The sequence below is a fragment of the Pantoea sp. RIT-PI-b genome (genome assembly GCF_001187905.1).
Taxonomy (GTDB): Bacteria; Pseudomonadota; Gammaproteobacteria; order Enterobacterales; family Enterobacteriaceae; genus Pantoea; species Pantoea nemavictus.
Genome location: NZ_LGIS01000033.1, coordinates 597,543 through 623,809, shown reverse-complemented (window position 1 = coordinate 623,809; position 26,267 = coordinate 597,543). Strand labels below are relative to the sequence as shown.

Annotated in this window: 25 protein-coding genes; 12 read left to right on the top strand and 13 right to left on the bottom strand. The window is 55.8% G+C overall.

The window, feature by feature from the left end; translation table 11 throughout:
- Positions 1-284: 284 nt before the first annotated feature.
- Complete coding sequence (locus AC790_RS23630) at positions 285-794, bottom strand: GNAT family N-acetyltransferase (RefSeq protein WP_049853453.1); 510 nt, start codon at positions 792-794, stop codon at positions 285-287.
- Positions 795-973: 179 nt separating this feature from the next.
- On the opposite strand from AC790_RS23630, the gene AC790_RS23625 reads away from it, so the two are divergent.
- Together AC790_RS23625 and AC790_RS23620 are read left to right on the top strand one after the other, a co-directional pair.
- Positions 974-1,315 carry a helix-turn-helix transcriptional regulator gene (locus tag AC790_RS23625; RefSeq protein ID WP_049853452.1) on the top strand — a complete coding sequence of 114 codons (342 nt, stop codon included), beginning with the start codon at positions 974-976 and terminating at the stop codon, positions 1,313-1,315.
- Positions 1,312-2,586 (top strand): type II toxin-antitoxin system HipA family toxin, encoded by a 1,275-nt coding sequence (locus AC790_RS23620; protein ID WP_049853451.1) that lies wholly within the window; start codon positions 1,312-1,314, stop codon positions 2,584-2,586. Before AC790_RS23625 ends, AC790_RS23620 begins: the two co-directional genes overlap by 4 nt.
- Positions 2,587-2,643: 57 nt before the next feature.
- Here the strand turns inward: AC790_RS23620 and AC790_RS23615 are convergent, their stop codons facing one another.
- From AC790_RS23615 to AC790_RS23565, 11 genes are all read right to left on the bottom strand, one after another.
- Complete coding sequence (locus AC790_RS23615) at positions 2,644-3,339, bottom strand: GntR family transcriptional regulator (RefSeq protein WP_009127977.1); 696 nt, start codon at positions 3,337-3,339, stop codon at positions 2,644-2,646.
- 47 nt (positions 3,340-3,386) lie between these two features.
- The gene (locus tag AC790_RS23610) at positions 3,387-4,610 is read right to left on the bottom strand and encodes an amidohydrolase (RefSeq protein WP_049853450.1); all 1,224 of its coding nucleotides are present in this window, start codon (positions 4,608-4,610) and stop codon (positions 3,387-3,389) included.
- On the bottom strand, positions 4,603-6,093 hold the full coding sequence (locus AC790_RS23605; RefSeq protein ID WP_049853449.1) for a chlorohydrolase family protein: 1,491 nt from the start codon (positions 6,091-6,093) through the stop codon (positions 4,603-4,605). Before AC790_RS23605 ends, AC790_RS23610 begins: the two co-directional genes overlap by 8 nt.
- Complete coding sequence (locus tag AC790_RS23600; RefSeq protein WP_049853448.1) at positions 6,093-7,283, bottom strand: amidohydrolase family protein; 1,191 nt, start codon at positions 7,281-7,283, stop codon at positions 6,093-6,095. Before AC790_RS23600 ends, AC790_RS23605 begins: the two co-directional genes overlap by 1 nt.
- A gap of 17 nt (positions 7,284-7,300) precedes the next feature.
- On the bottom strand, positions 7,301-8,308 hold the full coding sequence (locus tag AC790_RS23595; RefSeq protein WP_049853447.1) for an ABC transporter ATP-binding protein: 1,008 nt from the start codon (positions 8,306-8,308) through the stop codon (positions 7,301-7,303).
- Positions 8,305-9,300, bottom strand: coding sequence for an ABC transporter ATP-binding protein (locus AC790_RS23590; RefSeq protein WP_009127967.1), 996 nt, complete (start codon positions 9,298-9,300; stop codon positions 8,305-8,307). The genes AC790_RS23595 and AC790_RS23590 overlap by 4 nt, the downstream gene beginning before the upstream one ends.
- A 9-nt stretch (positions 9,301-9,309) precedes the next feature.
- The gene (locus AC790_RS23585) at positions 9,310-10,278 is read right to left on the bottom strand and encodes an ABC transporter permease (protein WP_082204313.1); all 969 of its coding nucleotides are present in this window, start codon (positions 10,276-10,278) and stop codon (positions 9,310-9,312) included.
- A 9-nt stretch (positions 10,279-10,287) separates the two neighbouring features.
- Positions 10,288-11,250: an ABC transporter permease gene (locus AC790_RS23580; RefSeq protein ID WP_049853446.1), complete on the bottom strand. Its 963-nt coding sequence runs from the start codon at positions 11,248-11,250 to the stop codon at positions 10,288-10,290.
- Between the two features lie 56 nt (positions 11,251-11,306).
- Positions 11,307-12,893, bottom strand: coding sequence for an ABC transporter substrate-binding protein (locus AC790_RS23575; protein ID WP_049853445.1), 1,587 nt, complete (start codon positions 12,891-12,893; stop codon positions 11,307-11,309).
- A gap of 104 nt (positions 12,894-12,997) precedes the next feature.
- Complete coding sequence (locus AC790_RS23570; protein WP_049853444.1) at positions 12,998-13,402, bottom strand: nuclear transport factor 2 family protein; 405 nt, start codon at positions 13,400-13,402, stop codon at positions 12,998-13,000.
- Complete coding sequence (locus AC790_RS23565) at positions 13,393-14,331, bottom strand: polysaccharide deacetylase (protein ID WP_049853443.1); 939 nt, start codon at positions 14,329-14,331, stop codon at positions 13,393-13,395. Before AC790_RS23565 ends, AC790_RS23570 begins: the two co-directional genes overlap by 10 nt.
- 427 nt (positions 14,332-14,758) lie before the next feature.
- Here AC790_RS23565 and AC790_RS23560 point away from each other — a divergent pair, with 427 nt between their 5' ends.
- From AC790_RS23560 to AC790_RS23550, 3 genes are all read left to right on the top strand, one after another.
- A complete protein-coding gene (locus AC790_RS23560; RefSeq protein WP_049853442.1) occupies positions 14,759-15,751 on the top strand; it encodes a sugar phosphate isomerase/epimerase in 993 nt (330 codons plus the stop codon).
- 266 nt (positions 15,752-16,017) lie between these two features.
- The gene (locus AC790_RS23555; RefSeq protein WP_049853441.1) at positions 16,018-16,941 is read left to right on the top strand and encodes a substrate-binding domain-containing protein; all 924 of its coding nucleotides are present in this window, start codon (positions 16,018-16,020) and stop codon (positions 16,939-16,941) included.
- A 164-nt stretch (positions 16,942-17,105) separates the two neighbouring features.
- Positions 17,106-17,930: a creatininase family protein gene (locus tag AC790_RS23550; protein WP_049853440.1), complete on the top strand. Its 825-nt coding sequence runs from the start codon at positions 17,106-17,108 to the stop codon at positions 17,928-17,930.
- 58 nt (positions 17,931-17,988) lie between these two features.
- Here the strand turns inward: AC790_RS23550 and AC790_RS23545 are convergent, their stop codons facing one another.
- A complete protein-coding gene (locus tag AC790_RS23545) occupies positions 17,989-18,888 on the bottom strand; it encodes a LysR family transcriptional regulator (protein ID WP_009127948.1) in 900 nt (299 codons plus the stop codon).
- Between the two features lie 109 nt (positions 18,889-18,997).
- Here AC790_RS23545 and AC790_RS23540 point away from each other — a divergent pair, with 109 nt between their 5' ends.
- From AC790_RS23540 to AC790_RS23510, 7 genes are read left to right on the top strand one after another with little or no spacing between them, the layout of a single operon-like run.
- Positions 18,998-20,005 carry a BMP family protein gene (locus AC790_RS23540; protein ID WP_235440772.1) on the top strand — a complete coding sequence of 336 codons (1,008 nt, stop codon included), beginning with the start codon at positions 18,998-19,000 and terminating at the stop codon, positions 20,003-20,005.
- 16 nt (positions 20,006-20,021) lie between these two features.
- Positions 20,022-21,575, top strand: coding sequence for an ABC transporter ATP-binding protein (locus AC790_RS23535; RefSeq protein WP_049853438.1), 1,554 nt, complete (start codon positions 20,022-20,024; stop codon positions 21,573-21,575).
- The gene (locus AC790_RS23530) at positions 21,559-22,674 is read left to right on the top strand and encodes an ABC transporter permease (protein WP_049853437.1); all 1,116 of its coding nucleotides are present in this window, start codon (positions 21,559-21,561) and stop codon (positions 22,672-22,674) included. The genes AC790_RS23535 and AC790_RS23530 overlap by 17 nt, the downstream gene beginning before the upstream one ends.
- Entirely contained in the window at positions 22,671-23,609 is a 939-nt protein-coding gene (locus AC790_RS23525; RefSeq protein WP_009127939.1) for an ABC transporter permease, read from the top strand. The genes AC790_RS23530 and AC790_RS23525 overlap by 4 nt, the downstream gene beginning before the upstream one ends.
- A gap of 3 nt (positions 23,610-23,612) precedes the next feature.
- Positions 23,613-24,035: a cupin domain-containing protein gene (locus AC790_RS23520; protein WP_009127937.1), complete on the top strand. Its 423-nt coding sequence runs from the start codon at positions 23,613-23,615 to the stop codon at positions 24,033-24,035.
- 1 nt (position 24,036) lies between these two features.
- Positions 24,037-24,810: a cysteine hydrolase family protein gene (locus tag AC790_RS23515; RefSeq protein WP_049853436.1), complete on the top strand. Its 774-nt coding sequence runs from the start codon at positions 24,037-24,039 to the stop codon at positions 24,808-24,810.
- Positions 24,807-26,192: an amidohydrolase family protein gene (locus tag AC790_RS23510; protein WP_049853435.1), complete on the top strand. Its 1,386-nt coding sequence runs from the start codon at positions 24,807-24,809 to the stop codon at positions 26,190-26,192. Before AC790_RS23515 ends, AC790_RS23510 begins: the two co-directional genes overlap by 4 nt.
- The last annotated feature ends 75 nt before the right edge of the window (positions 26,193-26,267 follow it).

Genomic DNA, 26,267 nt, shown 5'->3' with positions numbered 1-26,267 from the left:
GCCGGTTAACTTCGTTCATCGTGAAAAACTCCGCACCAGAAGCCGTCATATCAGGATCCTCAGCAGGTAGCCCGAAGCGGCCAGGTAAGCTTAGCTCAGAACGGCCAGGTCAGCTTTGCTTCCATAAATCAAAGTGCATGTAATGTATATTATGTTAAATAAGATATCTAAACGCGTACTCTAAACTTGTTCAGTCCTATCACCTGCTCTTTTGAAAAATCGCATTGGTAAATGTTCAACTAGCCAGTAAGCCTGCTGGCTAGTTGAAATGGCCTTCAAGCGCCTCACTTTGTCATCTGCAACTCATACACCACGCAAGGTACATCGTAATGTCGCTCAATGCCTTTGTAGGTCATTCCCAGCCGCTGCATCACCTTGTGCGAAGCGCTGTTTTCTGGATCGGCAACGGCGACTAAATAGTTCACGCCGATATCCTCAACCGCAAACTTAACGATCGCCTGCGCCGCCTCTGTTGCATAGCCTTTGCCATGATGATTGGCATTGAGACGCCAGCCAATTTCCAGCGGTGCGCCATCCTGATTGGCCAGATGCTGAAGGCATGCTGCGCCAACTACCTCACCGGAGGCTTTTTCCCGCATTGCCCACCATGAAAATCCATACTGCTGCCAGCGTGCCTGCACGCGCTCAATCGTGGCTAATGTCTCTTCCGGTGTTTTTACCACGCCATTACTGATGTAACGCATGATCTCAGGATCGTTTTCCATCGCATGCAGGCCATCAAAATGGGCGAGTTGAAAAGGTTCCAGCCGCAGCCGAATGGTCTCTAATTCCATGGTTCCTCCAAAGAGCGTCGATAGCTTTAAAAGGTTTTTAAAACAACCTTATCATTGAATTGAGCTTATAAAGTTGCTTTAAACAGCTCTAATTTTATGCAGATCTTTCATGGTAATGCTACTATAATAGCTTAATTTGAAGCCCTTAAGATGGTAATTGAAACACAGGAGCTCTTTATATGTCCCTTAATCTATATTCAGAATCTGCTATGGTAGCTGCGCTGGGGCAACGCCTAAAAGATCATCGATTGCGACGTAACATGCTACAGAAAGAGTTGGCTCATAAGGCGGGAATTTCGGTGTCAGCACTAAAAAAGCTGGAAAATGACGGCAAGGTGACGCTGGAAAACTTTATGAAGGTGGTTTTTGCGTTACGTCTGGAGAGAGAGATGATGACCTTATTCTCTGCACCGGCGCTGAGCATAGCTCAGGTTGAGGCTCTCAATGCACCGATTCGTCAGCGGGCCGCACGGCCAAAAGCAAACTCCTTAACCCTCAATAAAGGTGATAAGGCGGAATGAGAAAATCAAACGTTAGCTTCGCGCCACTGCAACGAATGGAGGTCATCTATGAAGGCTGGGGTGAAAAGTGGTGTTTAGGCATACTCGCGGCGGGTAGACAACGCGGCGAGTGGTTATTCGAATTCTCAGAACAGAGCATTCAGCGCGGCATTGAGTTTTCGCCTGTGCTTCATCCACCGGCCAACACCACTTATAGCGATTTCGAGCGCCATCAGGAAGGTATCCCAGGATTTATTGCCGACTCTCTACCTGATGGTTGGGGACGTTTGTTGATGGATCGACTGCTGCGCCGCAATGATATTGAACCTGCTACCTTGTCTCCACTGGATCGGTTAGCGATGCTAGGCAGCAATACCATGGGTGCGCTTACTTACCGCCCGCTGTTGGACGTGCCAGGCCACGAAACGAATCCACATAGTATCAGCGACCTGATGGTGCTAGCTCGGGAAATTGAGATTGAGGTAGCGGGCCAGGACTCCGATGTGCTGCCTGAACTGGTACGCCTTGGCGGTTCGCCGCACGGTGCTCGACCCAAAGTCCTGGTGGAGTTTGATTCTGCTAGCGGACGCATAAATTCATCGGCCTTTTCCGGCAGCGATCCCTGGCTGATAAAATTCCCCGCAGCGCAGGAATCGGCTTGGGTCTGTGCTTTGGAAGAGGTTTATGCGCGTATGGCGAGACAAGCCGGTATTGAATTCCCGGAAAGCCGCTGGTTTCCGCTTGAAGATGGCCTCGCGGCCTTTGGCGTTAAACGTTTCGATCGCTATCAGGGAATGCGTGTGCCGACACTGAGTATGGCGGGCGTACTGCAGGCAGACTTTCGACTTCCCTGCCTCGATTACAGCGATATTTTGCAAGCGACAGCGATGGTCACGCGATCTGCCGTGGAGCGCGAGGTCCAGGCGCGTCGTATGGTATTCAATGTGATCATGAATAACCAGGACGATCATGCGAAGAACTTCGCGTTTACCCTTAACCAGAATGAAGAGTGGCAAGTTTCACCCGCCTACGATCTCACCTTACAAATGGGGCCTGGTGGGCAGCATCAGTCATCAGTCGCTGGTTACGGCACGAAAATCAGTCGTAAAGCACTCATAAAGGCCGGGAAATCCGCTGATATTAGCGAGAAAATCATTAATACCATTATTGAGGAAGTGTGCGACGTTGCCGCCACATTTACCACGATGACTAAAACATTAGACGATGCAATTCCTAAAGCGGCCATAAAGTCTACAGCTGCAAAAATTGAAGCTGCCATCAAGGCACTTTAATCGAAATATCACTTAGCGTGGCACGGGGAAAATTAAAGATTCCCCGCACAGGTTAAATCAATTGACCTTATGCAGCGCCTGCACCAGCGTCATGGCGTAAGGCGAGGCTTCTGAAATATCCAATTGCTGCTCAAGTTCAATAAGATGATCGCGCATCAGCTGCTGTGCATTGGCGGTATTACCGGCGTTGAGTTGATCAATGATGTGCTGATGCTCATCACATTGGCACACCGGCATCTCATTACGCTGATAAAGCATGACAATCAGCGAACTTAGCACCATCAAATTATGCAGAATATCTTCCAGCACTTTGTTATCGGCAATTTTGCCCAGCAGCAGATGAAACGCGCCAAGCTGATACACCACCCGTTGCCGCTCCTGGCTATGAATCGCCTCGTGTTCCTCTTTTTGCTGCTGTTGCAATTGCCAGGCAAATGCCGCCATTTTTTCCGGCGTTATGCAGGCAATAATCGCCGATTCAATGGCGTGGCGAGCGGTGAAGATTTCACGCGCTGTAGTGGCGGATGGCTGTGCAACAATCGCACCTACATTGGGCTCAATGGTGACAATATGCTGCAGCGCCATGCGCTGCAGTGCCGCCTGCACATGGTTGCGGTTTGCCGTAAGTGCATCAACAATCTGCGCTTCAATCAATCGCGTTCCCGGCCGTAGCTTATGCTGGGCAATGGCCATGGTAAGCGAATCATAAATGCGGGTGATCTCTTTTTGTCTGGGGGTTAATTTCGCGCCCATACTCAATCCTGTATCGGTCATGTCGGTCCCCCTGAAATATACATCATTTAGGCGCGGTAAACGCGTTGGCCGCGGAAGTAACTGGCTGAAATTGCTGGCAGACGCGCCACCGCTTCGGCTGAGCAGCTGGCGTTGAGCAGGATAAAATCAGCCGCGTCGCCCGTCATTGGCCAGACGCGTGCGCCCTGCTCATTCAGCGGCAGTATATCGCCGGTGGCAATCGCCAGCGCCCGGTTAAGCGCAAACTCGGTACCGCGCCCATAAAGTTGAGCCCACAAGTTGGCTTTTTCCAGCATGCTGCCGCTGCCAAATGGCGACCAATGATCAATCACGCTGTCGGTACCGGTCATCAGCTTTACGCCACATTGGCGCAACAACGGCAACGGCATAACGTTTTTCCCCAACGGTAAACCGGACGCCAGACTAACGCCCAGCGCCGCTATACGTTCACCCAGCGCCTGCACTTCAGCATCGCCAATTTGCGCCAGACAGTAAGCATGGCTCAGCGTCACTCGCCCTTGCAGGCTCGGCGCCTGTTCTACTCTGTCCAGCAGATAGCGAATACAGGCAATACCGCTGCTGGCATCTTCATGCAGATGAATATCCACGCCGCTGTGACTGTCGTGCGCCAGATCGAGCATGATGTCCAGAGAACGCTGCATATCGCCGTCAACTTTAGTGGGATCAAGCCCGCCGGTCCATTGGCAGCCGAGTGCCAGCGCCTCACGCATCAGCGAGGTTACGCCCGAGCGCAACAGACCGTGCTGCGGAAACGCCACAATTTCGCAGTTGATGACGCCATCAAACGCTTCCAGCGCCTGCAGCAGATGTTCAAGGCTGCACAGTCCGCTCACCGGATCGATATTGCAGTGGCTGCGTATTGTCGTCGTGCCGTTGCGCAGCAGCAGTGTGATCAACTGTTGTGCATGCTCCACCGAATCCGCTAACAGCGTCGGTAAAAGCTGTTGCTCCAGCGCGATCATCTGGAAAATATCCTGCTCGTTATTCGGCTTAGCGGCTCGCCACGGTCGGCCATAAAACGTCTTATCCAGATGGATATGCATATCGCGCAGTGTCGGCAACATCAGCAGGCCGCCCGCATCCACCTGCGGCAATGGGCTTGGTGCTTCGTGCTGCGGCGTGATGGCGACAATGCGGCCGTGGTTAATTTCAAGTGCAAACAGATCGCTACGCGTACCCTGAATATGACCGTTATTTTCAATAAATCCGGTCTCTAACCTGACGTTGGTCAGTAGATAGTGTTCACTCATGGGCTGCGCCTCGGGTTACGCGGGGAAATGACGATGTGACGATCTCTTCCACCGGCGGATGGCCCACGGTTCTCTCCGGATAAGTAGAAATGATGTGCGCAAAGACCTGTTGCGACTCGGCGTGTAACGCGGCGGCGCTCTGCCCGCTGTTCACCAACTCGCGATCCCACACCACTTTTCGTCCGGCGATAATCACGCCGGTGACATCCCGGCCGTTGCCGTTCAATACCAGCGACGTGATCGGATCGAAGATCTGTCCCAGCGCGGGTTGATCGAGATTGACCAGCATCATATCGGCCTGACATCCCGCCGCCAACCGCCCGAGGTCGTCGCGTCCCAGCGCCTGGGCACCGCCCAGCGTCGCCATGCGGTAATAATCTGCCGCGCTAGCAGCAGCGATATCGCCGGTAACCACGCGCGTAAGTACCACGCCCATCTGCATATTGGTAAACATATCAGCAGGAAAAGTATCGCTACCCAGCGCCAGATTGATGCCAGCCGCTTTGAGTGCCGGATAGTGCTCCAGATATTTGCCGTGGCGACCGGAAACCAGCGGACAGGCCACCACGGACGCGCCAGATTGTGCCAACCGGGCAATATCTTCAGCGACGCTTGCCGAACTGGGATTCACGCCGCCGAGGAACTGGCCATGCGGCAACAGCATATGGCGGTTAAGCAGGCCATTCTCATCGAGAACCTGCAGCGAGCTGCGCCCCTTATAGCGCCGGGCGATTTCACCCACCTCCAGCTCACTCTGGCAGCAGTGCAGCCGCGTCGGGCACGCTAATGACGTGACAACGTCACTCAGATCTTTTAACCACACGGCATCCCCACCCTCAATGCGATCGGGAGCCAGCATGCCGCTTAGTGTGAAAACGCCGCGCTGCTGCATGCGCTGGTAGAAATTAACCGCATCGTCTAATCCCTGCTGGGCGCGCTGACGATCGCCGTTCCATGAAAACTGCCCCTGATTATCGCTGGCGTAGTAGCCGGCCATAAACGCCGGTCCCAGCCATGCTCGCGCGCCTAAAGATTCAGCAACATCGGCGGCGTACAGGTATTCATCGAAATCTTCGGCCCATTCGCGGTAAAGAATAGAGGTGATAGGCGCAAAGCTGGTGATGCCGTTAAGCAGCAGATGGCTGTAGGCATAATGCTTGGCGAAGTTAAGCTGCTCGCGGCTGTAGAGATTGCGCCGGTGCCAGTCGGCGGCGACAATGCGCCCTTTTTTCCAGCCCGGCTGGTTGTCGAATGCCAGCACGGTGGTATCGAGATCGCCCAACGCATCAAGGTCAATAAATCCAGGACCGACCAGACAATTCCCGGCATTGATCTCTTCATCAACCTGGCCGGTGTAATCAAAGCCAACAAACAGAATGCGTTCGCCCTGCCACACCACTTCGCCATCCGGCAGCAGGCAGTGATCGCCATTGCGATAGCCCACTACCCAAGCGGCGCGCAGGCGAGTAACTTTCTCGCTCATCAGTACAGGCACTCCCCATTTGCGGCGATCAGTTTGCCGCCTTTGATCACTTTACGATCGCGTGGCAACTCCACTAGCGCTTCCACCATGCTGCGGCCGGGAATCAGCACCAGGTCGGCGCGATTGCCCGGCTGCAAACCATAATTATCCAGTTCCATTACGCGGGCACCGCCATAAGTAATGGTCTCGGCGGCGCGCATAATTTCCCGATCCTGACGCCAGCGATAACGCAGTCCCATGGTGACCGCGCGCTGCAGCATGTCGCCGCTGCCATACGGGCTCCAGGTATCGCGCACGCCGTCATTACCGGCGCAAAAGGCGACGCCCGCTGCGGTCAGCAATTCGTACGGCGGCACCGCGATATCCGCCGGCGCGGTCGTCGCCACTGACATGCCCAGCTCTGCCATCTCTTCGGCAAACTGTTGCTGGCGCGCCGGTTCAACCATGCCAAGACAGAAGCCGTGGCTCAGCGTAACGCGATTCTGCATCTGATAACGGCGGGTAAAGTCCAGCAGCAGCTCAAGGCTGAACGCGCCCAGTTCACCGCGTTCATGCAGATGAATATCCAGCTTTTTATCGTGGCGCACCGCCAGGTCAAAGATGATCTGCAGATGACGCACCGGATCTTTATCGTATGAGCAGGGATCTAAGCCGCCCACCAGCTCCGCGCCCATCGCCAGCGCACGATCCAGCAACGCTTCCGTTCCCGGACTTTGCAGAATGCCACTCTGAGGAAACGCGACAATCTCAATATCAACCTGGTTAGCCAGCCGACGACGCGTCTCCAGCACACCTTCCAGGTTTGCCAGGCCAATTTCGTTATCAATGTCGACATGGGTACGAATAAACGAGGTTCCCGCCGCAATCGCGCGCCGCGTAATGCGCTCTGACTGCAGCTGCGCATCGGGCTGCTGTTCGCGGCGATAATCACGCTCATTAGCAATAATCGCGGCAAGGTTGCGCGGCACTTCATTGCGATACCAGTCGCGTCCCAGCAAGGTTTTATCCAGATGAGCATGGCCATCTACCAGGCCAGGAAAAGCCTGCATGCCGCGCGCATCAATCAGGGTGGTGCCGGGTGCTGGCGGCAGATTAGCGCCACGCGCTGCAATCACGCCATTTTCCAGCAACAGGTCAACGGGTTGGCTTTCATCAAACGGCGTGACGTGTTGAATTAATAGACTTTCCATCAGCTCTCTCCTCATGATTAACAGGCCGCAGCGACCGCCGCCGGGAAATGACACTCAATCTGATGTTCTTCCGACAAGTTATGCACCGGCGGCATCATTTGCTGGCACAACGGTTGTGCGTGACTGCAGCGTGCCGCGAAGGCACATCCCGACGGAGGTGACATCGGATTGGGGGCTTCGCCGACGATCGGTTCGCGCTCTGTCGACGGGCTATCAAACTGTGGGATCGCCGCAATCAACAGACGCGTGTAGGGATGCGCGGGACGCGAGAAAATTTCCTCCACGCTGCCCTGTTCGACGATACGACCGAGGTACATGACACCAACCCGATCGGAAATATGGGAAATCACCGCCATGTTATGGCTGATGAAAAAGTAGGTTAGCCCGTGCGTCTGCTGTAAGCGGCGCATCAGGTTTAATACCTGCGCTTGCACCGAGACATCCAGCGCTGAGGTGGGCTCGTCGCAAATCAGAAAGCCCGGCTGGGTCGCCAGCGCACGAGCAATGGAAATGCGCTGGCGCTGACCGCCGGAAAATTCATGCGGAAACTTATCCAAATCGTTGGCGGAGAGCCCAACCTGTTCCAGCAGCTGACCACAATAGCTGCGCGCCTGACGCGTGCTGCCCACTTTTTTACTCAGCACCAACGGCTCGGCCAGCGAACGCCCAATACGCCAGCGCGGATTGAGGCTGGCATAGGGATCCTGGAAGATCATCTGGGTACCGTTCTGTGCCGCGCGCGTTTCGCTGGCGTCACCCTGCCAGGCGAACTTTATCGACCCTTCTGACGGCGTATACAACCCTGCCAGCGCCCGCGCGATAGTCGATTTACCGCAGCCGGATTCGCCAACAATGCTAAAGGTTTCCCCCTGACGAATGGAGAGATTGATGCCGCGCACCGCATGCAGCTCGCGCCTGGCGCCGCGACGAAACAGCGAGCTGCGTTTTTCACGCCCGAGCTGAAAACGAATGTGCAGATCGCGCACGTTCAACACTTCAGGCGGCAGCACTTTTTCACTTGTCATGGCGTCTCTCCGTAGGGGTAAAAGCAGGCGATTTGCGACAGATGGCTGAACTGCATGTCGGGCTGATGTTGGCGGCAGCGCTCGGTAACATGTGGGCAGCGTGGATGGAATGCGCAGCCGCCCGGCAGCGAATTGAGGCGCGGCATGGCGCCATCAATCTGCGACAGGAATTCATGGCGTTCGCGCATCGAGGGAATCGAGTTGATCAGACCGCGCGTGTAGGGGTGTTTAGGGGCACGAATCACCTCCGCGACCGGGCCCATCTCGACAATCCGTCCGGCATACAGCACCGCGACTCGCGAGCACACATCCGCCACTACGCCCATGTCATGGGTAATCAGCATCACCGCCGTGCCATGCTGCTGGCAGAGACGTTTAAGCACCCGTAATACCTGCGCCTGCACCGATACATCCAGCGCGGTCGTGGGTTCATCGGCGATCACTAGCTGCGGATCAACGCAGAGCGCCAGCGCGATGACGACGCGCTGACGCATCCCGCCGGAGAGCTGGTGAGGATACTGTTCCATGCGCTGCGCTGGGCTGCTCATGCCAACTTCGGTGAGTAGCGTAATCGCCCGTTCACGGGCCTCGGCGGCGGAGAGCGGCAAGTGCGTGCGGATGGTTTCGGTTAGCTGCTGGCCAATAGTCAGCACCGGATTGAGACTGGTGAGCGGATCCTGGAAAATACAGCTGATGGCTTTGCCGCGCAGCTTACGGCGCGCATCATCATCGAGGTTATCGATGCGCTGCCCCTGAAACCAAATCTCACCCTGTTTAACACGTCCTGGCTCTTGCAATAGCCCGCTGATGGCGGCGCCGGTCAGGGATTTCCCCGCGCCGGATTCACCCACCATGCCCAGCACTTCGCCCGGCTGCATGGTGAGCGAGAGGTTATGGATCGCCTGCAAATTTCCTTTACGGTGCAGAAATTCAATACTCAGATCGCGAACGTCAAGCAACGTCTCGCTGGCTGTCTGGCTCTGCTGTGCCATGGGGCGCTCCTAACGTAATTTCGGGTTAAGGGCGTCCAGCAACCAATCGCCCAACATGTTGAATGAGAGAGAAAGGATCACCAGCAGCGCGGCTGGGAAAGCCACAATCCACCACTGTCCGGAGAACAGATACTGATTGCCTTCGTTGATTAAGGTGCCCAGCGAAGGTTGATCCGGCGGCATCCCCACGCCGAGAAACGACAGCGTGGCCTCAGTCAGAATCGCTACGCCGAGGTGCAGCGTTGCCATCACCAGCACCGGACGCAGGACGTTCGGAACAATGTGGCGCAGCATGATGTGGATATGATGCGCACCGCTGATGCGCGAGGCCATAACATATTCCCGCCCTTTCTCCAGCATCGTCAGACCGCGCACCGTACGCGCATATTGCATCCAGCCGGTCAGCGCAATGGCGCCGGTGAGGATCGCCGGGGCAAAGTGCCCCATCAACTCTTTCGGGATCACCACCCGTGCCACGCCGCTGACCAGCAGCGTGAACATAATGGTGGGAATACTCAGCATGGCATCGGCAAAGCGCATGATCAGCGTATCGACTAAACCGCCGAAGTAACCGCTCAACACGCCGAGCGCCACGCCCAGCATCACCGACAGCAGCACGCTAATCCCGCCAATGATCAGCGAGATATTCAGGCCATACAGCATCAGCGAGAGAATATCGCGCCCCTGTACATCGGTACCCAGCCAGAAGCGCGCATCGCCGCCGCTCATCCACGATGGCGGTAACTCTGAATCCATCAGGTCGAAACTGGTGGTATCAAACACATTGTGCGGCGCAATCCAGTGGCTGGTGATTGAGCACAGCAGGATGATCAGGCAGCAGCTGAAGGCCACCACGGTACTTTTGCTGCGCCAGAACAGCCACAGCAGATCGCTGTCGGTGAAGGCTCGCCACTGCTGAGCCAGCCGGGTACGCCGCCGCACGGGCGCGACCGCAGGAGGAAAATTATCGTTAATCATGGCAACTCCTTACTGAGCCCGCATGCGCGGGTCGATCAGGTAATACAACAGATCAACCAGGGTGTTGATCACGATAAAAATCAGGGCGGTAAACAGTAGGTAGCCGGAAAGCACCGGCACATCGACGAAGTTAATCGACTGAATCAGCAGCAATCCCATTCCCGGCCACTGAAAAACCGTTTCGATCACGATGGCGAAGGCGATCAGTCCGCCAATCTGCAAACCAATCACCGTTACCACCGGTAATAAGGCGTTCCTCAGCGCATGGCGAAACCAGATGCGGTAGTTTTCAATGCCGCGAGCGCGGGCAAACTTGACGTAATCGGACTTCATTACCTCGAGCATTTCGGTGCGAATCAGTCGCATGATGATGGTCACCATCGACAGTCCCAGCGACAGCGCCGGCAGCACAATAGAGTGCCAACCCGAAGCAGTTAATAACCCGGTACGCCAGAAACCGAGCTTCACGACGTCGCCACGGCCGCTGGAAGGGAACCATCCCAGCCAGACGGAGAAGACGATAATCAGGATGATGCCGGTGAGAAACCACGGCAGAGAAACGCCAATCAGCGACAGGATCTGCACCCCTTCTTTCAGCAGTTTGTTACGGCTGATGGCAGACCAGACGCCAAGCGGAAAACCGATCGCCATCGCCAGCACCACCGAAACAAACACCAGCTCCAGCGTGGCGGGCAAGCGCTCCATAATCAGTTGAAATACCGAAACCTGGTTGTAGTAAGAGATGCCAAAATTGCCGTGCAGCAGGCGCGTAATGTAGTGCCAGAACTGCATAATTACCGGGTCGTTGAGACCGAGGCTGGTGCGCAATGCCGCACGTTCGACTTCGGTTGCGCTCTCGGGCAGCATGCTGGCAACCGGGTCGCCAAGGTACTGAAACAGAATAAAAGACAGCAGCGCGACGCCCGCCAGCAACATCAGCGCCTGCAGTATCTTGCGCACAAAAAAAACCATAACGGCCTCCTGACTTCAACGCGGCGCGATGCATTGCGCCGCTCCGATACGAGAAATTACTGGCTAACCTTGCCGTACCACAGGCGCTGAACGTTATCCGGCGTCTGTTTTAGCGTCAGCTTTTTGCTCATCGCCCAAACGGTGGGTTCAAAGTGCATCGGCAGATAAGGCAGGTCTTTATTTGCCAGCGCCACCGCCTGGCTCAGCATGGTGAGACGCTTCGCGTTATCCAGCTCGCCGACCGAGTCGTCGATCAGCTTGTCGGCCGCCGGATTGCTGTAGCGGGGAATATTGAAGGTGCCGAGACTTTTCCCGTTGCTGGTGTGCAGCAGCTGCACCGCCACGCTGTAGGGATCCATAATTGGCAGGTTGGCCCAGCCCAAAACGCCGACATCGGTACGACCATTCACCAGAATCGGGTCATAGACGCTGGCCGGATGCACGTTCAGCGCCGCTTTCACGCCAATTTTTGACCAGTAACTCTGCACCGCCTGGCACCATTGGGCGGCATTGATGTAGGTGCCTTCCGGGCAATCAAAGTTGAGGTTGAAACCTTGCGCATAGCCTGCTTCTGCCAGCAGCGCTTTGGCTTTAACCGGGTCATACGGGAAATCGACGCCGGCTTTCGCGTCGTAGCCCGGAATATCCGGCGCCAGATAGTTACTGGTTGGCTTGGTGAGACCGCGCATCACTTTCTGCGTGATCGCCTCACGATTGATGGCCATATAGAGCGCCTGGCGCACGCGGATATCTTTCAGCGGGTTGTCCGCTTTGGCGTTTTTAGCATTGAGCGTGTCACGCATGTTCAGCGTCAGATAATCGACGCGCAGCGATGGGCTGACCTGCATCTGCACCGCCGGGTTATTCTGCAATCTCTGAATGTCCTGCAGGGGAACCGAAGTCACCAGATCGTATTCACCCGCCAGCAGGCCTGAGAGCCGCGTGGCATCGGACGAGATTGGCTTAAAGATGATTTTGTCGATATTGGTGGTGCCCGCAGCGGCATTCCACCAGTTCGGATTTCGTACCAGCACCATCTGCGTATCGCGCTGACGGCTCTGCAAAATAAACGGCCCGGTGCCGTTGGTATTATTGGTGGCGTAACCTTCCGTACCCTGGCTGATATCGGTAGGTTTCAGGGCGTTGTGCTCGCTGAGCCACTTCTTATCCATGATCATCACGCCGGTCAGCTCGTTGATGGCGATACCGGTCTTTTTCACCAGATGAATATCCACGGTGTATTTGTCTACCGCTACCGCATCTTTAATGGTCGACGCGTTGGCACGAATCCCCGACGCCGGATCCGTCACCCTGGCGACCGAGGCCACCACGTCCTCAGACGTCAGCTCATCGCCATTATGAAACTTCACCCCTTCGCGCAGCTTGAAGCGCAATGTGGTGTCGTCCAGCTGCTGCCAGCTCAGCGCCAGCCACGGCTGAATCTTCAGGTCATTATCGCGCTGTACCAGCGACTCATAGATGTGGTTCTGGAAAGTCAGTGCCTTGGTGGAGGCGTACGCATCCGGGTCCAGCGTCGGGATGTCCGCATCGGTGGCCCAACGCACGACGTTCTCCGCCAGCGCAGCGTGACTGCTAAGGCCTAACGAACCTGCGACTAACAACGACAGCAAAAGTTGCTTCATTATTTATCTCTCATCAATATGCTAGAGTTATTGCTAGCAATGCATGCAAAGCCAGTGCCAGTTCATTTTGTGTTCTTCATATCACGGCGATTAGGTGTGAAAAGCTACGCCTGCTGATTGAGCTCCGGAGCCAGAATCCACTCGGCGCTGTCGTTCCAGACATCCATTTTGGTAATCTGCCCTGCAACCACCTCATAGCGATCGAGATAGCGATTAGCGGCGAACTCGCGGCCGTCCGGCCACACGCCATAGAGAAAGCCGGTACAGTAGACCACCACATGGCCCGGGCTTTTCTCCATCCAGTCAAACTCACCAAGCTGCTTCTTAACCCATTGATAACGCGCGGCGTTAAAGGCGGTGACGCCGTGAACCGTTGGCATCACCCGCTTACCGGTAAAGGTAATCAGCACCTCAGGCGACATCAGTGCTGCAGCGCGGTCTGGATCGGGCGCCATTGATGCTGCCAGAAACGCTTTCACAATCTCTACTTCTTCAGGTGCTACCGACATACTTGCTCTCCCGTGACAAAGGTATTGGCTGTTGCAGAAATATTGAGTGAATGGGCGGCAATCTCGCCCGGCGTGGTAAGCCATACGTCTTCACACTGCGCGATAATTTTTTGCAGCGTCTGCCGCAGATGGTGCAGGCGGAAAGGCTGACCAACAATGTAAGGATGCAGCGCAATGCCCATCACCTGCGGACGCTGCTCGGCACGCTGTTTCATCTCGATGAACTGGCTCTCGATCATGCTGCAAAAGGTTTCAATCGAGGTGCCGTTTGGAATGATGGTGGGGATATCATTGATCTCCTGCGGATAAGGCACCGAGAGCAGATCGCCGTGCGAGGTTTGCAGTGCGACGGGACGATCGTCATGCGCCCAGTTCAGCGTGTAACTGAAGCCGTTCTGTCGCAGCAGGTCTGGCGTGTCGTGGCTCTCTGAGATCCACGGCGATAACCACCCCGCTACCGGCCGTTGCTGATAAGCGCTCAGTCGCTGCTGGCAACGGGCGATCAGCGCATATTCATCTTCACGGCTAAGTTCGCCCTGGCGCTGCGAGTTGGTATGACCGTGCCCAATCAGCTCGCTACCAGGCAAGCTAACCCAGCGATCGAGCAACTGGGGGCAGTAATCGAGAATGGAGGTGTTAGCGATCACCGCCGGTGGAATACCGAGTTCGGCAAACAGATCGGCCAGATACCAGCCACCGACCCGATTACCGTAGTCGCGCCACGCGTAGTTCAGCACATCGAGACGATTTGCCCCTTGCGACAGCTTCGCGCCTTCCGGCATACCAAAGGCAAAATGCTCAAGATTCATAGCGATATACAGCGCCAAACCTTTACCCTGCGGCCACACGGGCAAAACCTGATGCTCAATGGAACTGTAGGCATAACGCTGATGGCTGGCGATATCCCACATAATCTGCGGCGATGACATTACGGCCTCCTGAATAAACACACCTGTAGCGATGGAAGGAGTAAAGCAAGCGGCATGCCACACTAGCCAAATTGCTAGCAATATTTCTGGTGCAGCAAGTAATGACGCGATTCAGGGTGGTAAACAGGCTTACAACAGATGAAGCAGATAGCCATTTTTAGCAGAGAACAATGATTGAAATGTGAGCTAATGGTGCACTCTTTGCCCTGAAAACGAGCAAGTGGAACCGAAGACCTGGCGTTGCTGTCGTGCCCCAACCCCTTTAAAGCGTCAAGGTGTTGGTCTTCCAGGCATGAAAATAATCTGTGATTAAACCTGCACTTTCACTATTGATTGCTGGTTAACTGCGCAGCACGAGGCGCAGAATGGAATATATAACCATGTATGAATATATATTCAACCATCAATCCTCTGAGGAGCAGGCCCTATGAGTAGCTATACGTATCCGAAATTCGGTGCCGGATTATGGCACTTTGCCAACTATATCGATCGCTACGCCGTTGACGGTTACGGGCCTGCACTGAGTACGCTCGATCAGATCAAACTCGCCGGCAGCGTTGAAGACCTCTCTTACGTGGATGTGCCCTATCCGTTTACCGAAGGCGTGACGGTCGCACAGGTTAAGCAAGCGTTAGCAGATGCCGGATTAAAAGCGATCGGCGTAACACCGGAGATCTATCTGCGCCGTTTCTCCCGCGGTGCCTTCACCAATCCCGATGCCGCCATCCGTAAACAGGCGTTTGATTTGATGCATGAAGCCGCCACTGTAGTGCGCGAACTGGGCGCCAACTACGTGAAAGTCTGGCCGGGACAGGATGGTTGGGATTATCCGTTCCAGGTCGATCATAAAAACCTGTGGAAAATGGCGGTGGACGGCATGCGCGAACTGGCGAGTGCGAATCCTGACGTCAAATTTGCCATTGAATATAAGCCCCGCGAACCACGGGTAAAAATGACGTGGGATTCTGCTGCGCGCACCCTGCTCGGCATTGAAGATATTGGGCTGGATAACGTCGGCGTGCTGCTCGATTTCGGCCACGCGCTGTTTGCGGGTGAATCTCCGGCTGACTCCGCGCAGTTGATCATCGATCGCGGTCGTCTGTTTGGAATGGATGTGAATGACAATCTGCGCGGCTGGGATGACGACTTGGTGGTCGGCACCGTTCATATGACGGAGATTTTTGAGTTCTTCTATGTGTTGAAGATCAACAATTGGGATGGCGTGTGGCAACTCGATCAATTCCCATTCCGTGAAGATCATGTCGAAGCCGCCAATCTATCGATTCGTTTCTTAAAACACATCTATCGCGCGCTGGATAAACTGGATATCGCCGCCTTACAGGATGCACAGCGTGAACAAAACCCATTGCAAGCCCAACGCATTATTCAAAACGCCCTGTTAACCAGCATCGAACAATAACCTGTTAGCCCGGCAAGTTTGTCGGGCTAACGGCTACTTTTGTAAAATTTGCACCCGGTTGCAAAAATGAATGCAGATCGTGATGATTTTGTGACCAGGGTGTTAACTTCGCGCTTTGCAGCGTTGACTAATATTCAACCGCATCCGAAAGTGGAAACGCTTAAACGGTAAGCCCTCGCATATCGAATCTCTCACGTTGGGCTTAATCTCATTAGTTTTGCACCCGGTTGCAATAACATAATAACCTTCCCCTACAGAGATAAAAAATGAAACTAATCAAAGTGGTATTAATAATCTGTGGTCTGCTTAGCGTGTTCACCGTCCAGGCGAAAACCTACATGGTCGGCGTCGCCCTCGCTAACCTCGATCTGAATTTTGTCTCCATCTTACGTAGTCAGATGGAAAAACAGTTAAAAGAGAAAGGTCTGAATAGCCAGTTCGCCGATGCCAAAGGGGATGTTTCGCTACAGATTCAGCAGGTGGATGATTTTATCAATCAGGGAGCTGACGCGATTATTATCAACCCGGTCGATACTCAGGGCGTGATGCCGGTGATTGCCGCTGCAAAAAAAGCCAACATCCCGCTGATTTTCGTTAACCGCAAACCCGAAGTGAAGTTGAGTGGCAAGATGGCCTACGTGGGATCTGACTCTGCATTGAGCGGCAAGATGGAGATCGAAGCGCTGGCAAAACGACTGGACAACAAAGGCAATATCGCGATTTTGATGGGCGCCCTCTCCACGGAGGAAGCGCGCCAGCGCACCAAAGCCGTTGAAGATTACGTAAAAGATCATCCCGGCCTGAAAGTGATCCAGAAGCAGAGCGCCAACTGGCAGCGTAACGAAGCGGTGGATAAAACCCTTTCGTGGCTGCAGGATGGCAATGACATCAATGCCATTATCGCTAACAACGATGAAATGGCGATTGGCGCGATCATGGCGCTGGATCAGCTGAAGAAAAGCAATGTGCTGGTGGCCGGTATCGACGGCACGCCGGATGGTTTGCAGTTCATCAAGAACGGCAAAATGGCCGTAACCATTTTCCAGGATGCAAAAGGTCAGGCAACTGGCGCAGTCGATGTGGCCAACAATATGCTTAACGGTAAGCAAACTGAAGCCTACAACTGGGTGCCTTATCAAACGGTTACGTTGCAGAACTATCAGGAATTTACCAGTCAAAATCAGAAGTAAGATCGGGTATTTTCAGAGGTGCTAGCGTTACGTCGGTGGCCTGCAATGGCCACCCTGCATTGAACCGGCAAATTTCCGATGCCTAAAACGCAACGCTCAGTACGAATTTTGTTGCTTCCATTGCACTGCCAACCCGCTATGTTGGGCAAAAAATGGAGGTAAACATGCTTAAACCGTCTTCGCCCTGGTGGTGGGATCTCTCTACGCGGGAATTCAGTGAGCTGGATATGGCGAATATCGTCGCCGTCCTGCCGATTGGTGCCGTTGAACAACATGGTCCGCATCTGCCGGTGCGCGTGGATGCGGCCATCAACGCTGGGATTATTCAGCGCGCCGTCGAACTGCTGCCTGACGATCTGCCACTGCTGGTGATGCCCGCCTTGCCGATCGGTAAATCGGACGAACATCTCGCCTATCCTGGCACCCTTTCCTTGCCTTATGACGTGTTAGGCAAAGTCTGGTTTGAAGTGGCGAAGAGCGCCTGGCGCGCCGGGATACGCAAGCTGATTTTCTGGAATTCGCACGGCGGACAGCAGCAGCTGATGGAAATCGTCTGTCGCCAATTGCGCATTGAACTCGGTATGTTTGCCGTCAGCGCCAGCTGGTTCCGCACCATTGATGCTTCTGATCTGTATAGCGCGCATGAACTCAATCACGGCATTCACGGCGGAGAGTCCGAGACCAGCATGATGCTGCATCTCCATCCAGAATTGGTGCAGATGCAGTATGCGGATGATTTTGTCTCTGCGTCGGTGGCGCTCGAAGCCAGCGGCGGTATTTTGACGCCCGAAGGCGGCATCGGCTTTGGCTGGATGGCACAGGACCTGCACCTTTCGGGCACCACCGGCAACGCCGCGGCCGCCGATGCCGAACGCGGGGCTATCGCCACCGATCGCGCCGCGCACGCCCTGCTGAAACTGGCGCGCGAGGTGCACAGTTTCGATCTCGATTTTCTTACTGAGCGAACCGCATACAAAGACGCGCGATAAATCGCGCCGCTACAAATATCGGCACATTCCGTAGCGGCGCAATTCATTGCGCGTCTTGTTAGCGCAATTCTGACATCATGCCTTTGATGGTTTCGGCGAATACGCTGCCAATCGCGCTGGTGCCGCGATCGTGGCCGATCAGCATCAGCGTTTGCGTGTGCTGCGCCAGTTCGCGCACCGGGATATAGATCAGTCGGCCGCTGCGCTGGTCGGATTCGATATCGATCGGCGTCAAAAATGTCAGCGTTTGATCCATCATCGCCGACTGGCGCATCACCTCGATCGAGTTAGTCTCGATAACCGCCTGCAGAGTGATCGAGGCGCGTGCAAACACTTCGTTCAGATACGGGCGGATCACCATCGATTTATCAGCAATCACCACCGGATAAGGCAGGCAATCACTCAGGCGCAAGCTGGATTTGTCCGCCAGCGGATGCCCTGCTCCCACTACCGCGCCCAATCGCACCGGCACGCTGGCAATATTGCGATGCACCGGCTGCAAATCGAAATCAAAACCAATCCCCAGATCTGCCTCGCCGCTGGCCACCGCGTTGGTAATATTTTCGCCGGTGGTGAGCTGTTGCAGCAGCAGTTTTACCCGCGGATTAGCGCGCCGAAATTCGGATGCGACGCGCGGGATTAGGTTAGCCGCCAATCCGCTCATCATCGCCACCGTCACTTCGCCGCGCCGTAGCCCTTTCAGCTCCTCGATCTTCATCTGCGCGATTTCAATCTCTTTAAAGCTCTGCCGCACGTGATGAATCAAGGCTTCACCGGCGGCGGTGAGGATCATTTTACGCGGCAGACGTTGAAACAGCGGCGTGCCTAACTCCTCCTCCAGCGCAATCAACTGACGGTTAATCGCCGAGGCGGAAATGTGTAAACGCTCGGCGGCTTTACGGATTGAGCCGCTGCGCGCCACCTGATCGATATAAACAAACAAACGGTGCTGAAGCATGTTTCATCCTGCGTTGCCTTTTAGGCATCGGTAAGTGCTAAAAATGATGCTTTTAAGATAATGCTCTTCCGGTGATTAATACATCAAAACCACACCAGGAGAACACATGATGGCAGACGTATCCCGCAGAAAGTTTGCGAAGTTAGTGGCTGGCGCGCTGTTATTACCCGCGCTGGCACCGATGTTGTCGCGCAAGGCGCTGGCGGCGAATAACAGCATAAAAATCGCCCTGCTATTGCCCGGTTCGGTCGCTGATGGCGGCTGGAGTTCGCTGGCCTATGCGGGATTGCAAAGCCTGCAAAAAGCCGGTTTTAGCGTGGCGCACAGCGAAAGCGTCTCGCAGGCGCAGATGGACCAGACTATTCGCGGCTACGCCGACGATGGTTACCAGCTTATCATCGGTCACAGCTTTGAATATGGTTCGGCATTCGCCGAAATCGCGCCGGAATATCCCGATACCTACTTCTTCGCGTCAACCTTCAAGCCAGGGGAAAAATCACCGGGCAACGTTGAGTACGTGAACCTCGCCTACCTGCAAGGCGCTTATGCCGCCGGCGCGCTGGCTGCGCTGATCTCAGACAAAGGTAAAGCGGTAGGATTTGTCGGCGGCGGCGATAACCCGACCCAGCAAGCGATGATGCGCGCCTTTATCCAGGCTGCAGAGAAAACCCGTCCGGGCATTAAAGGCATGGGCGTGGTGACTGGCGATTACGATAATGCGGCCAAAGGACGCGAAGCGGCGACCACCATGATTGGCAACGGTGCCGATGTGATTTGGCACGCCGCCGACGTAACCGGCCTCGGCGCGATGCAAGGCGCGGCGGCGGCGAAAGTGAAAGCCATCGGCTGTTATGTCGATCAACGCGACGTCGCGCCCGACTACGTGGCCTGCAGTTTCCGCCAGAACCTCGACTGGATGGTGGAACAGGTTGGCGAATCCGTGGCAAACAAAACCTTTAAAGGCGGCGACGAATGGCATCCCACCGTCGCTAAAGCTTGGTCAGTGGTCAACGGCAGCGAGCATTACAATGCCAAACTGGTGAGTGCCAGCGCCTGGGATAAATTCCAGCAGATTTGGCAGCAGTTGGACAGCGGCGCGCTGAAGCCAACGGTTTGATAAGCGGGATCGACTCATGACAGCAACGGCAAACATCCGCGTCGCGCTTAATAACATCACCAAACGCTTCGCACGCGTGGTGGCTAACGACGACGTCTCGCTCAGCATTAAAGCGGGTGAAATTCACGCGCTGCTGGGTGAAAACGGCGCTGGGAAAAGCACGCTGATGCAGATCCTTTATGGCCTGTATCAGGCTGATGAGGGCAGCATCGTGGTGGATGGCAAAGCGCAGCGTTTTCGCGATCCCAGCGATGCCATCGCCTGCGGTATTGGGATGGTGCATCAGGAATTTATGCTGGTACAGCCGATGAGCGTGGTGGAGAACGTGGTGCTGGGGCTGAAAGAGAGCGCCAGCGGCATGCTCAACCTGCATGCAGCGGCGGCACGCTTGCAGGCGCTGTCAGACAAGCACGGGCTGGCGATTGATCCCTGGGCCAAAGTGCAGCATCTACCTATTGGCGTGCAGCAGCGCGTGGAGATCCTCAAACTGCTGTATCGCGATGCGCAGGTGCTGATTCTCGACGAACCCACCGCGGTGCTCACGCCGCAAGAGAAAGCCGGGCTGTTCGCGACCCTGAAATCGCTGTGCGCCGAAGGCCGTTCGGTGGTGATCGTCACGCACAAACTGTATGAAATTATGGCTATCGCCGATCACGTTTCAGTGATGCGCGGCGGAAAAATGGTGGATTCGGTCGATATTAAAGAGACATCTGAACGCGATCTGGCACGCCGCATGGTGGGTCGCGATGTGGTGCTGCGCATGGAAAAAACGCCGTGCCAACCGGGTAAAACCGTGCTGCAGGTTGATAGCATCGCGGTGCGCGACGCCAGCGGACAGCAAAAAATCTGGCGCGTTTCGCTGAACGTGGCCGCTGGGGAAATCCTTGGCATTGCCGGCGTAGAAGGCAACGGGCAATCAGAGCTGGCGGAAGCGTTGCTCAATTTGCGCGAGCTGGAGGCTGGTCGCATTCTGCTTAACGGCGAAGATATCAGCGACGATTCACCCGCCACGCGGCGTCGTAAAGGCATCAGTTTTATTCCGGCCGATCGGCGCGGCGTAGGTTCGGTGACCGACCTTTCGATTACCGACAACGCCCTGCTCGGCCGCCAACGCAGCTTTACCCGCGCGGGCGGCTGGCTGCTCGACCGCCAGCGTATTAGCCAACATGCGCGCGATATCATCGCCCGATTTGCGGTGCGCACGCCGGATGCCGATTTTGAAGCGGGCAAGCTCTCCGGCGGCAATTTGCAGAAACTGATTCTGGGCCGTGAAGTCGCCAGCGATCCCTGCTTGCTGATTGTGGAGCAACCGACGCGCGGGCTGGATGTCGGCGCGATTGAGAGCGTGTGGCAAGGTTTGCTGGCCGCGCGCGATCGTGGCTGCGCCATTTTGATGATCTCCGCCGAGCTGGAGGAAATTATTAATCTCTCCGATCGCATTGCGGTGATGTACAGCGGTCAGATTGCCGGTGAGCTGGATGCCGCCGCCGCCACGCCGGAACGCCTCGGCGAACTGATGGCCGGGGCGCATCTGAAAAAAAGCGGAGGCAAACATGAAGAAGCTGCTTGAACGGCGTCTGGCCCCGGCGGAATCCACCGGGGCACTGGTGCTGACCAGTTCTTGCGGCATCGTTGCCGCGTTCATTATTGCCGGCTTGCTGTTTATTCCGTTTGGTGGCAATCCGCTCTCAGCCTACGGCTTCCTGTTTGACGCCGCTTTTGGTTCGCTACGCAGTTTCGGGCTGAGCCTGGTGCAGTCGACGCCGCTGATGCTGATCGCGCTGGCCACCATTGTGGTGTGGCGCGCCGGACTCGGCTATATCGGCTTTGAAGGCTGTTTTCTGTTAGGTGCCGCCGCCGCCAGCTGGATTGCGCTCTCCGGCACGCCGCAAGGTTTCCCGTGGGAAATTCCGGCGCCGCTCTACTGGCCGATGGTGCTGATCGCCGCCTTTCTCGCCGGGGCGATTTGGGCCGGCTGGGTCGGTGCATTGCGCGTTCGCTTCGGCGGCAACGATGTACTGATTTCGCTTATGGCCAACTATGTCGCGCTGTTCATCGTGCAATATCTGGTCTCCGGTCCGATGCGTGCGCCGGGCGATTTGCCGCAGACACCACGATTGCCGGTCGATAGCTGGCTGCCCTTTGTGATGACCGGCATGCGCGCACATTGGGGCATCGCTATCGCGCTGGTCGCCACCGTGTTTGTCTTCTGGCTCATGCGCGCCACGCCTGCCGGTTTCGAAATAAAAATCGCCGGTCTTAATCCGCGCGCGGCGCGCTACAGCGGCGTTGATGTCAATCGTCGCCAAATGAGCGCGGTATTGCTCGGCGGTGGCCTGGCGGCGCTGGCAGGATTGTGCGCGGTATTAGGCGTGCAGCATCGCCTGATGGAAGGCATCTCCGGCGGCGTGGGATTTATCGGCGTGGTGGTGGCGTTACTGGCACGTCTCAACCCGCTGCTGGTGATCCCGACCGCCATACTTTACGGCGGACTGGAAGTGGGCGGTAGCGCGATGCAGCGCCAAACCGGATTGCCGACGTCGGTGGTGCTGATTCTGGAAAGTTTGGTGGTACTGCTGATTCTGGCGGGCGATCTGCTGCGTTATTACCGCATCAATCTGCCCGGCAAGGGTAAAACCCGCAGCCAACTGGCGGAGGAGCAATCATGAGTCTGTGGATGAACCTGGATACCGCCTTTTTCGTCAGCTGGCTGGCGGCGGCGGTGCGTTTGGCCGGTCCGGTTTTACTGGCAGCGCTGGGTGAGATTTACGCCGAACGCTCAGGCGTTCTCAATATTGGCATTGAAGGTACCATTCTGCTTGGCGCACTCTCCAGCTATATGATGGCGGTTGCAAGCGGCTCGACCGCTCTGGGCTTTATCGCCGGTGGTGTCGGAGGCTTGCTGGTTGGCTGCGTGCTGGCCGCGCTCTATTTACGCGCCCATGCCAGCCAGATTGTGGTTGGCATCGTGTTCAATATTCTCGCTGCTGGACTCGCCACCTGGATTTACGCGCTGGTGATGGGCAATGAATCCTCTCCGACCATTCCGATGCTGGAACCCTGGCATGTGCCGCTGCTCTCTTCGCTGCCGTTTATCGGCCCGATTTTGTTCCAGCAGCCGCTGCCGCTCTATCTCACCTTGCTGCTGGCGGTGCTGGCGCACGTTGGCTTGTTTCACACCCGCTTTGGCTTGTCGCTGCGCGCCGTCGGCGAAAATCCCCGCGCGGCACATGCTGCTGGCCTTAACGTCTTAAAGATCCGCACCTGGGGCGTGCTGTTCTCCTGCGTGGGGGCGGGTTTAGCCGGCAGCTATCTGGTTACCGCGCAGATCGGTCTGTTCCGCGACAACATCGTCAGCGGCCAAGGCTTTATCGCGCTGGCGATTGTGATCTTTGGTCGCTGGAGCCCGCTTAAAGCGCTGATCGCTGCCTTTATTTTTGGTGCCGCAGATGCCTTACAACTGTCGCTGCAGCTGTTTGAAAACACGCTGCCGCCGCAGGTACTGCTGGCCCTGCCATATCTGCTCACCATTCTGGCGATGTCTGGCGTGGTGGGACGCACATTGCAACCCGGCGCGTTAACGCAGCCTTATCGAAAGGAATAACTTATGAAATCGTTTCGTTTCAACAATCTTGCCGATGTTAAGGCGTTTCGTATCACTCCGGATAGCAGCAACTACTTCGCCATCCTGTTCGACAAACCGTTAGACGGCATTGAAAACATCTTCGTGGTAGAGATCTTCAACGTTGGCGGCGCGACGCCGCCGAATGAACACGCCAGCGCGCACGAATTTTTCTATGTGCTGCATGGCGAAGGTATCGCGCGCTGCAACGATGCGGAACTGGCGATTAAAAAAGGCGATTCGTTGCTGCTGCATCCCGGCAACGACCACGCCATCCGCAATACCGGTGATAGCAAGCTGTATACGCTGACGGTGATGACACCGAATGAAGGCTTTTCGGAACTGATTCGTAGCGGTGACCCTGTCACGCTGGATGCAGAAGATCTGCGCATCTTAACGGGAGCCTGATATGCCGGAAAATGTTTTAGGCAGCAGTCGATATAATCAGTGGCGCGTCTCAGCGCAAGTAATCGACACGCAACGTCCGCATCCGGCCTCGCGTGCGGTGCAGCTGACGACGCGCGATCGTGCGGTAATTTTTGATTTAACGCGTACCGCCATCATCGTGGTGGATATGCAGAATGACTTCTGTCATCCCGACGGCTGGCTTGGGCATATCGGCGTTGATGTCACGCCGGCGCGCGCGCCAATTGCGCCGCTGCAAAGCTTGCTGCCAACGTTGCGCGCCGCCGACGTGCCGGTGATTTGGCTCAACTGGGGCAATCGCCCCGATAAGCTCAATCTCAGCCCGGCGTTGCTGCATGTCTACAACCCGCACGGTGATGGCGTGGGTTTAGGCGATCCGCTGCCGGTTTCCGGCGCGCCGGTGCTGCAGGCGGGCAGTTGGGCGGCGGAGGTGATCGATGAGCTGACGCCATGTGCAGAGGACATTCGCGTCAATAAATACCGCATGTCCGGTTTTCAGGACAGCGAGCTAGACAGCATCCTGCGCAATCTCAACATCACCACCCTGCTGTTTGCGGGGGTAAATGTCGATCAGTGCGTGCTCTGCACCCTGCAGGATGCCAACTTCCGCGGTTACGATTGCCTGCTGCTGGAAGATTGCAGCGCCACCACCTCGCCCGACTATTGCCGCGACGCCACGCTGTATAACGTGCAGCAGTGCTTTGGTTTTGTGGTGCAGGCGCGGGAACTACAACAGCAGCTGGAGCGTGAATCATGAGTTATTTATTGGCTGACGGCTGGATCATCACCATGAATGCTCAGCGCGAGATTCTGCAACAGGCCAGTTTGCTGATTGAAGGCCATCACATTGCTGCCATCGGTACGCGCGAGGATTTGCAACGGCGTTATCCGGAAGCAGAAATTATCGACTGTCGCGAGCGCATTATCATGCCTGGCATGGTTAACACCCACACGCATCTGTTCCAGACGCTGCTGAAAGGTCTCGGCGATGACATGGTGCTGAAAAAGTGGTTTACCTGCATGACCGGGCCGAGCGCCGTGGCGTTGACCGAAGAAGATGTGTATGCCGCCGCGCTGCACGGCTGTATGGAATCGCTGCGTTCTGGCGTCACCTCGCTGGTTGATTTTATGTATGCGCATCCGCGCCCAGGTTTGACCGCGAAAGTGATCGAAGCCTTTGAAATCAGCGGTATTCGTGGCCATGTTTGCCGTGGCTTCCTCACCAGCGGCGCTGAGCATGGTATTCCCGCCGAACTGATTGAGACGCCAGAGCAGGCGCTGGCCGATGCGCGCGCGGTGATTGAGCGCTATCACCAGGTGGATGGCCGGGTAAACGTCGGGCTCGCACCGAGCATGATTTGGGCGCTGGATGAAAAAGTGCTACGCGGCACGCGCGCGTTGGCGAATGAAACCGGTGTGCTGATCACCACCCACGTGGCCGAAACCGATTTTGAAATCGAGCAGGCAACATTGCGCTTTCAGGCAACCGATACCGAGTTCCTCAGCGATATCGGCTTCCTTGGCCCTGATGTGCTGGCGGTCCACTGTGTGCAGTGCAACTCACGCGATATCCGGGCGCTGAAGCATCACGACACGCGCGTCTCGCACAATCCTTGCAGCAATCTCTATCTCGCCTCGGGCGTGCCGCCGATTCCGGAAATGCTGGCCGCCGGATTAACCGTAGGTTTAGGGTCCGATGGTCCCGCCAGCAGCAACAATCACAATCTGTTCCAGGCGATGAAAGTGGCGGCGCTGCTGCAGAAAGGCGTGCATCGCGACCCGACGATTATGACGGCGGAAAAAGTGCTGGAGATGGCTACCATCGACGGCGCGCGGGCGATTGGTCTCGATCATCTGGTAGGCTCGCTGGAAGTGGGCAAGCGCGCTGATGTGGTGATTGTTGATACCTCACATCCAGCAATGACGCCGATCCATCATCCGGTCTCTTCGCTGGTCTATTCCGCGCTCGGCCACGAAGTGAGTGATGTGTTTGTCGACGGTGCCTATCTGCTGCGTGCCGGTGAATTTACCCAACTTAATCAACGGGAAGTGATGGCTAGATCGCAACACGCTGCCCATTCCCTGGCAGTGCGCACCGGCAATGATAAAGCGCGCGGTTGGCGTTCAGCGGCGTTTTGATCGGCGCGAATCGCAATATCGCAATATCGCTAAAGTGCTAATATTTTATCTTTTAAAGTCTTTAAATAATGATTT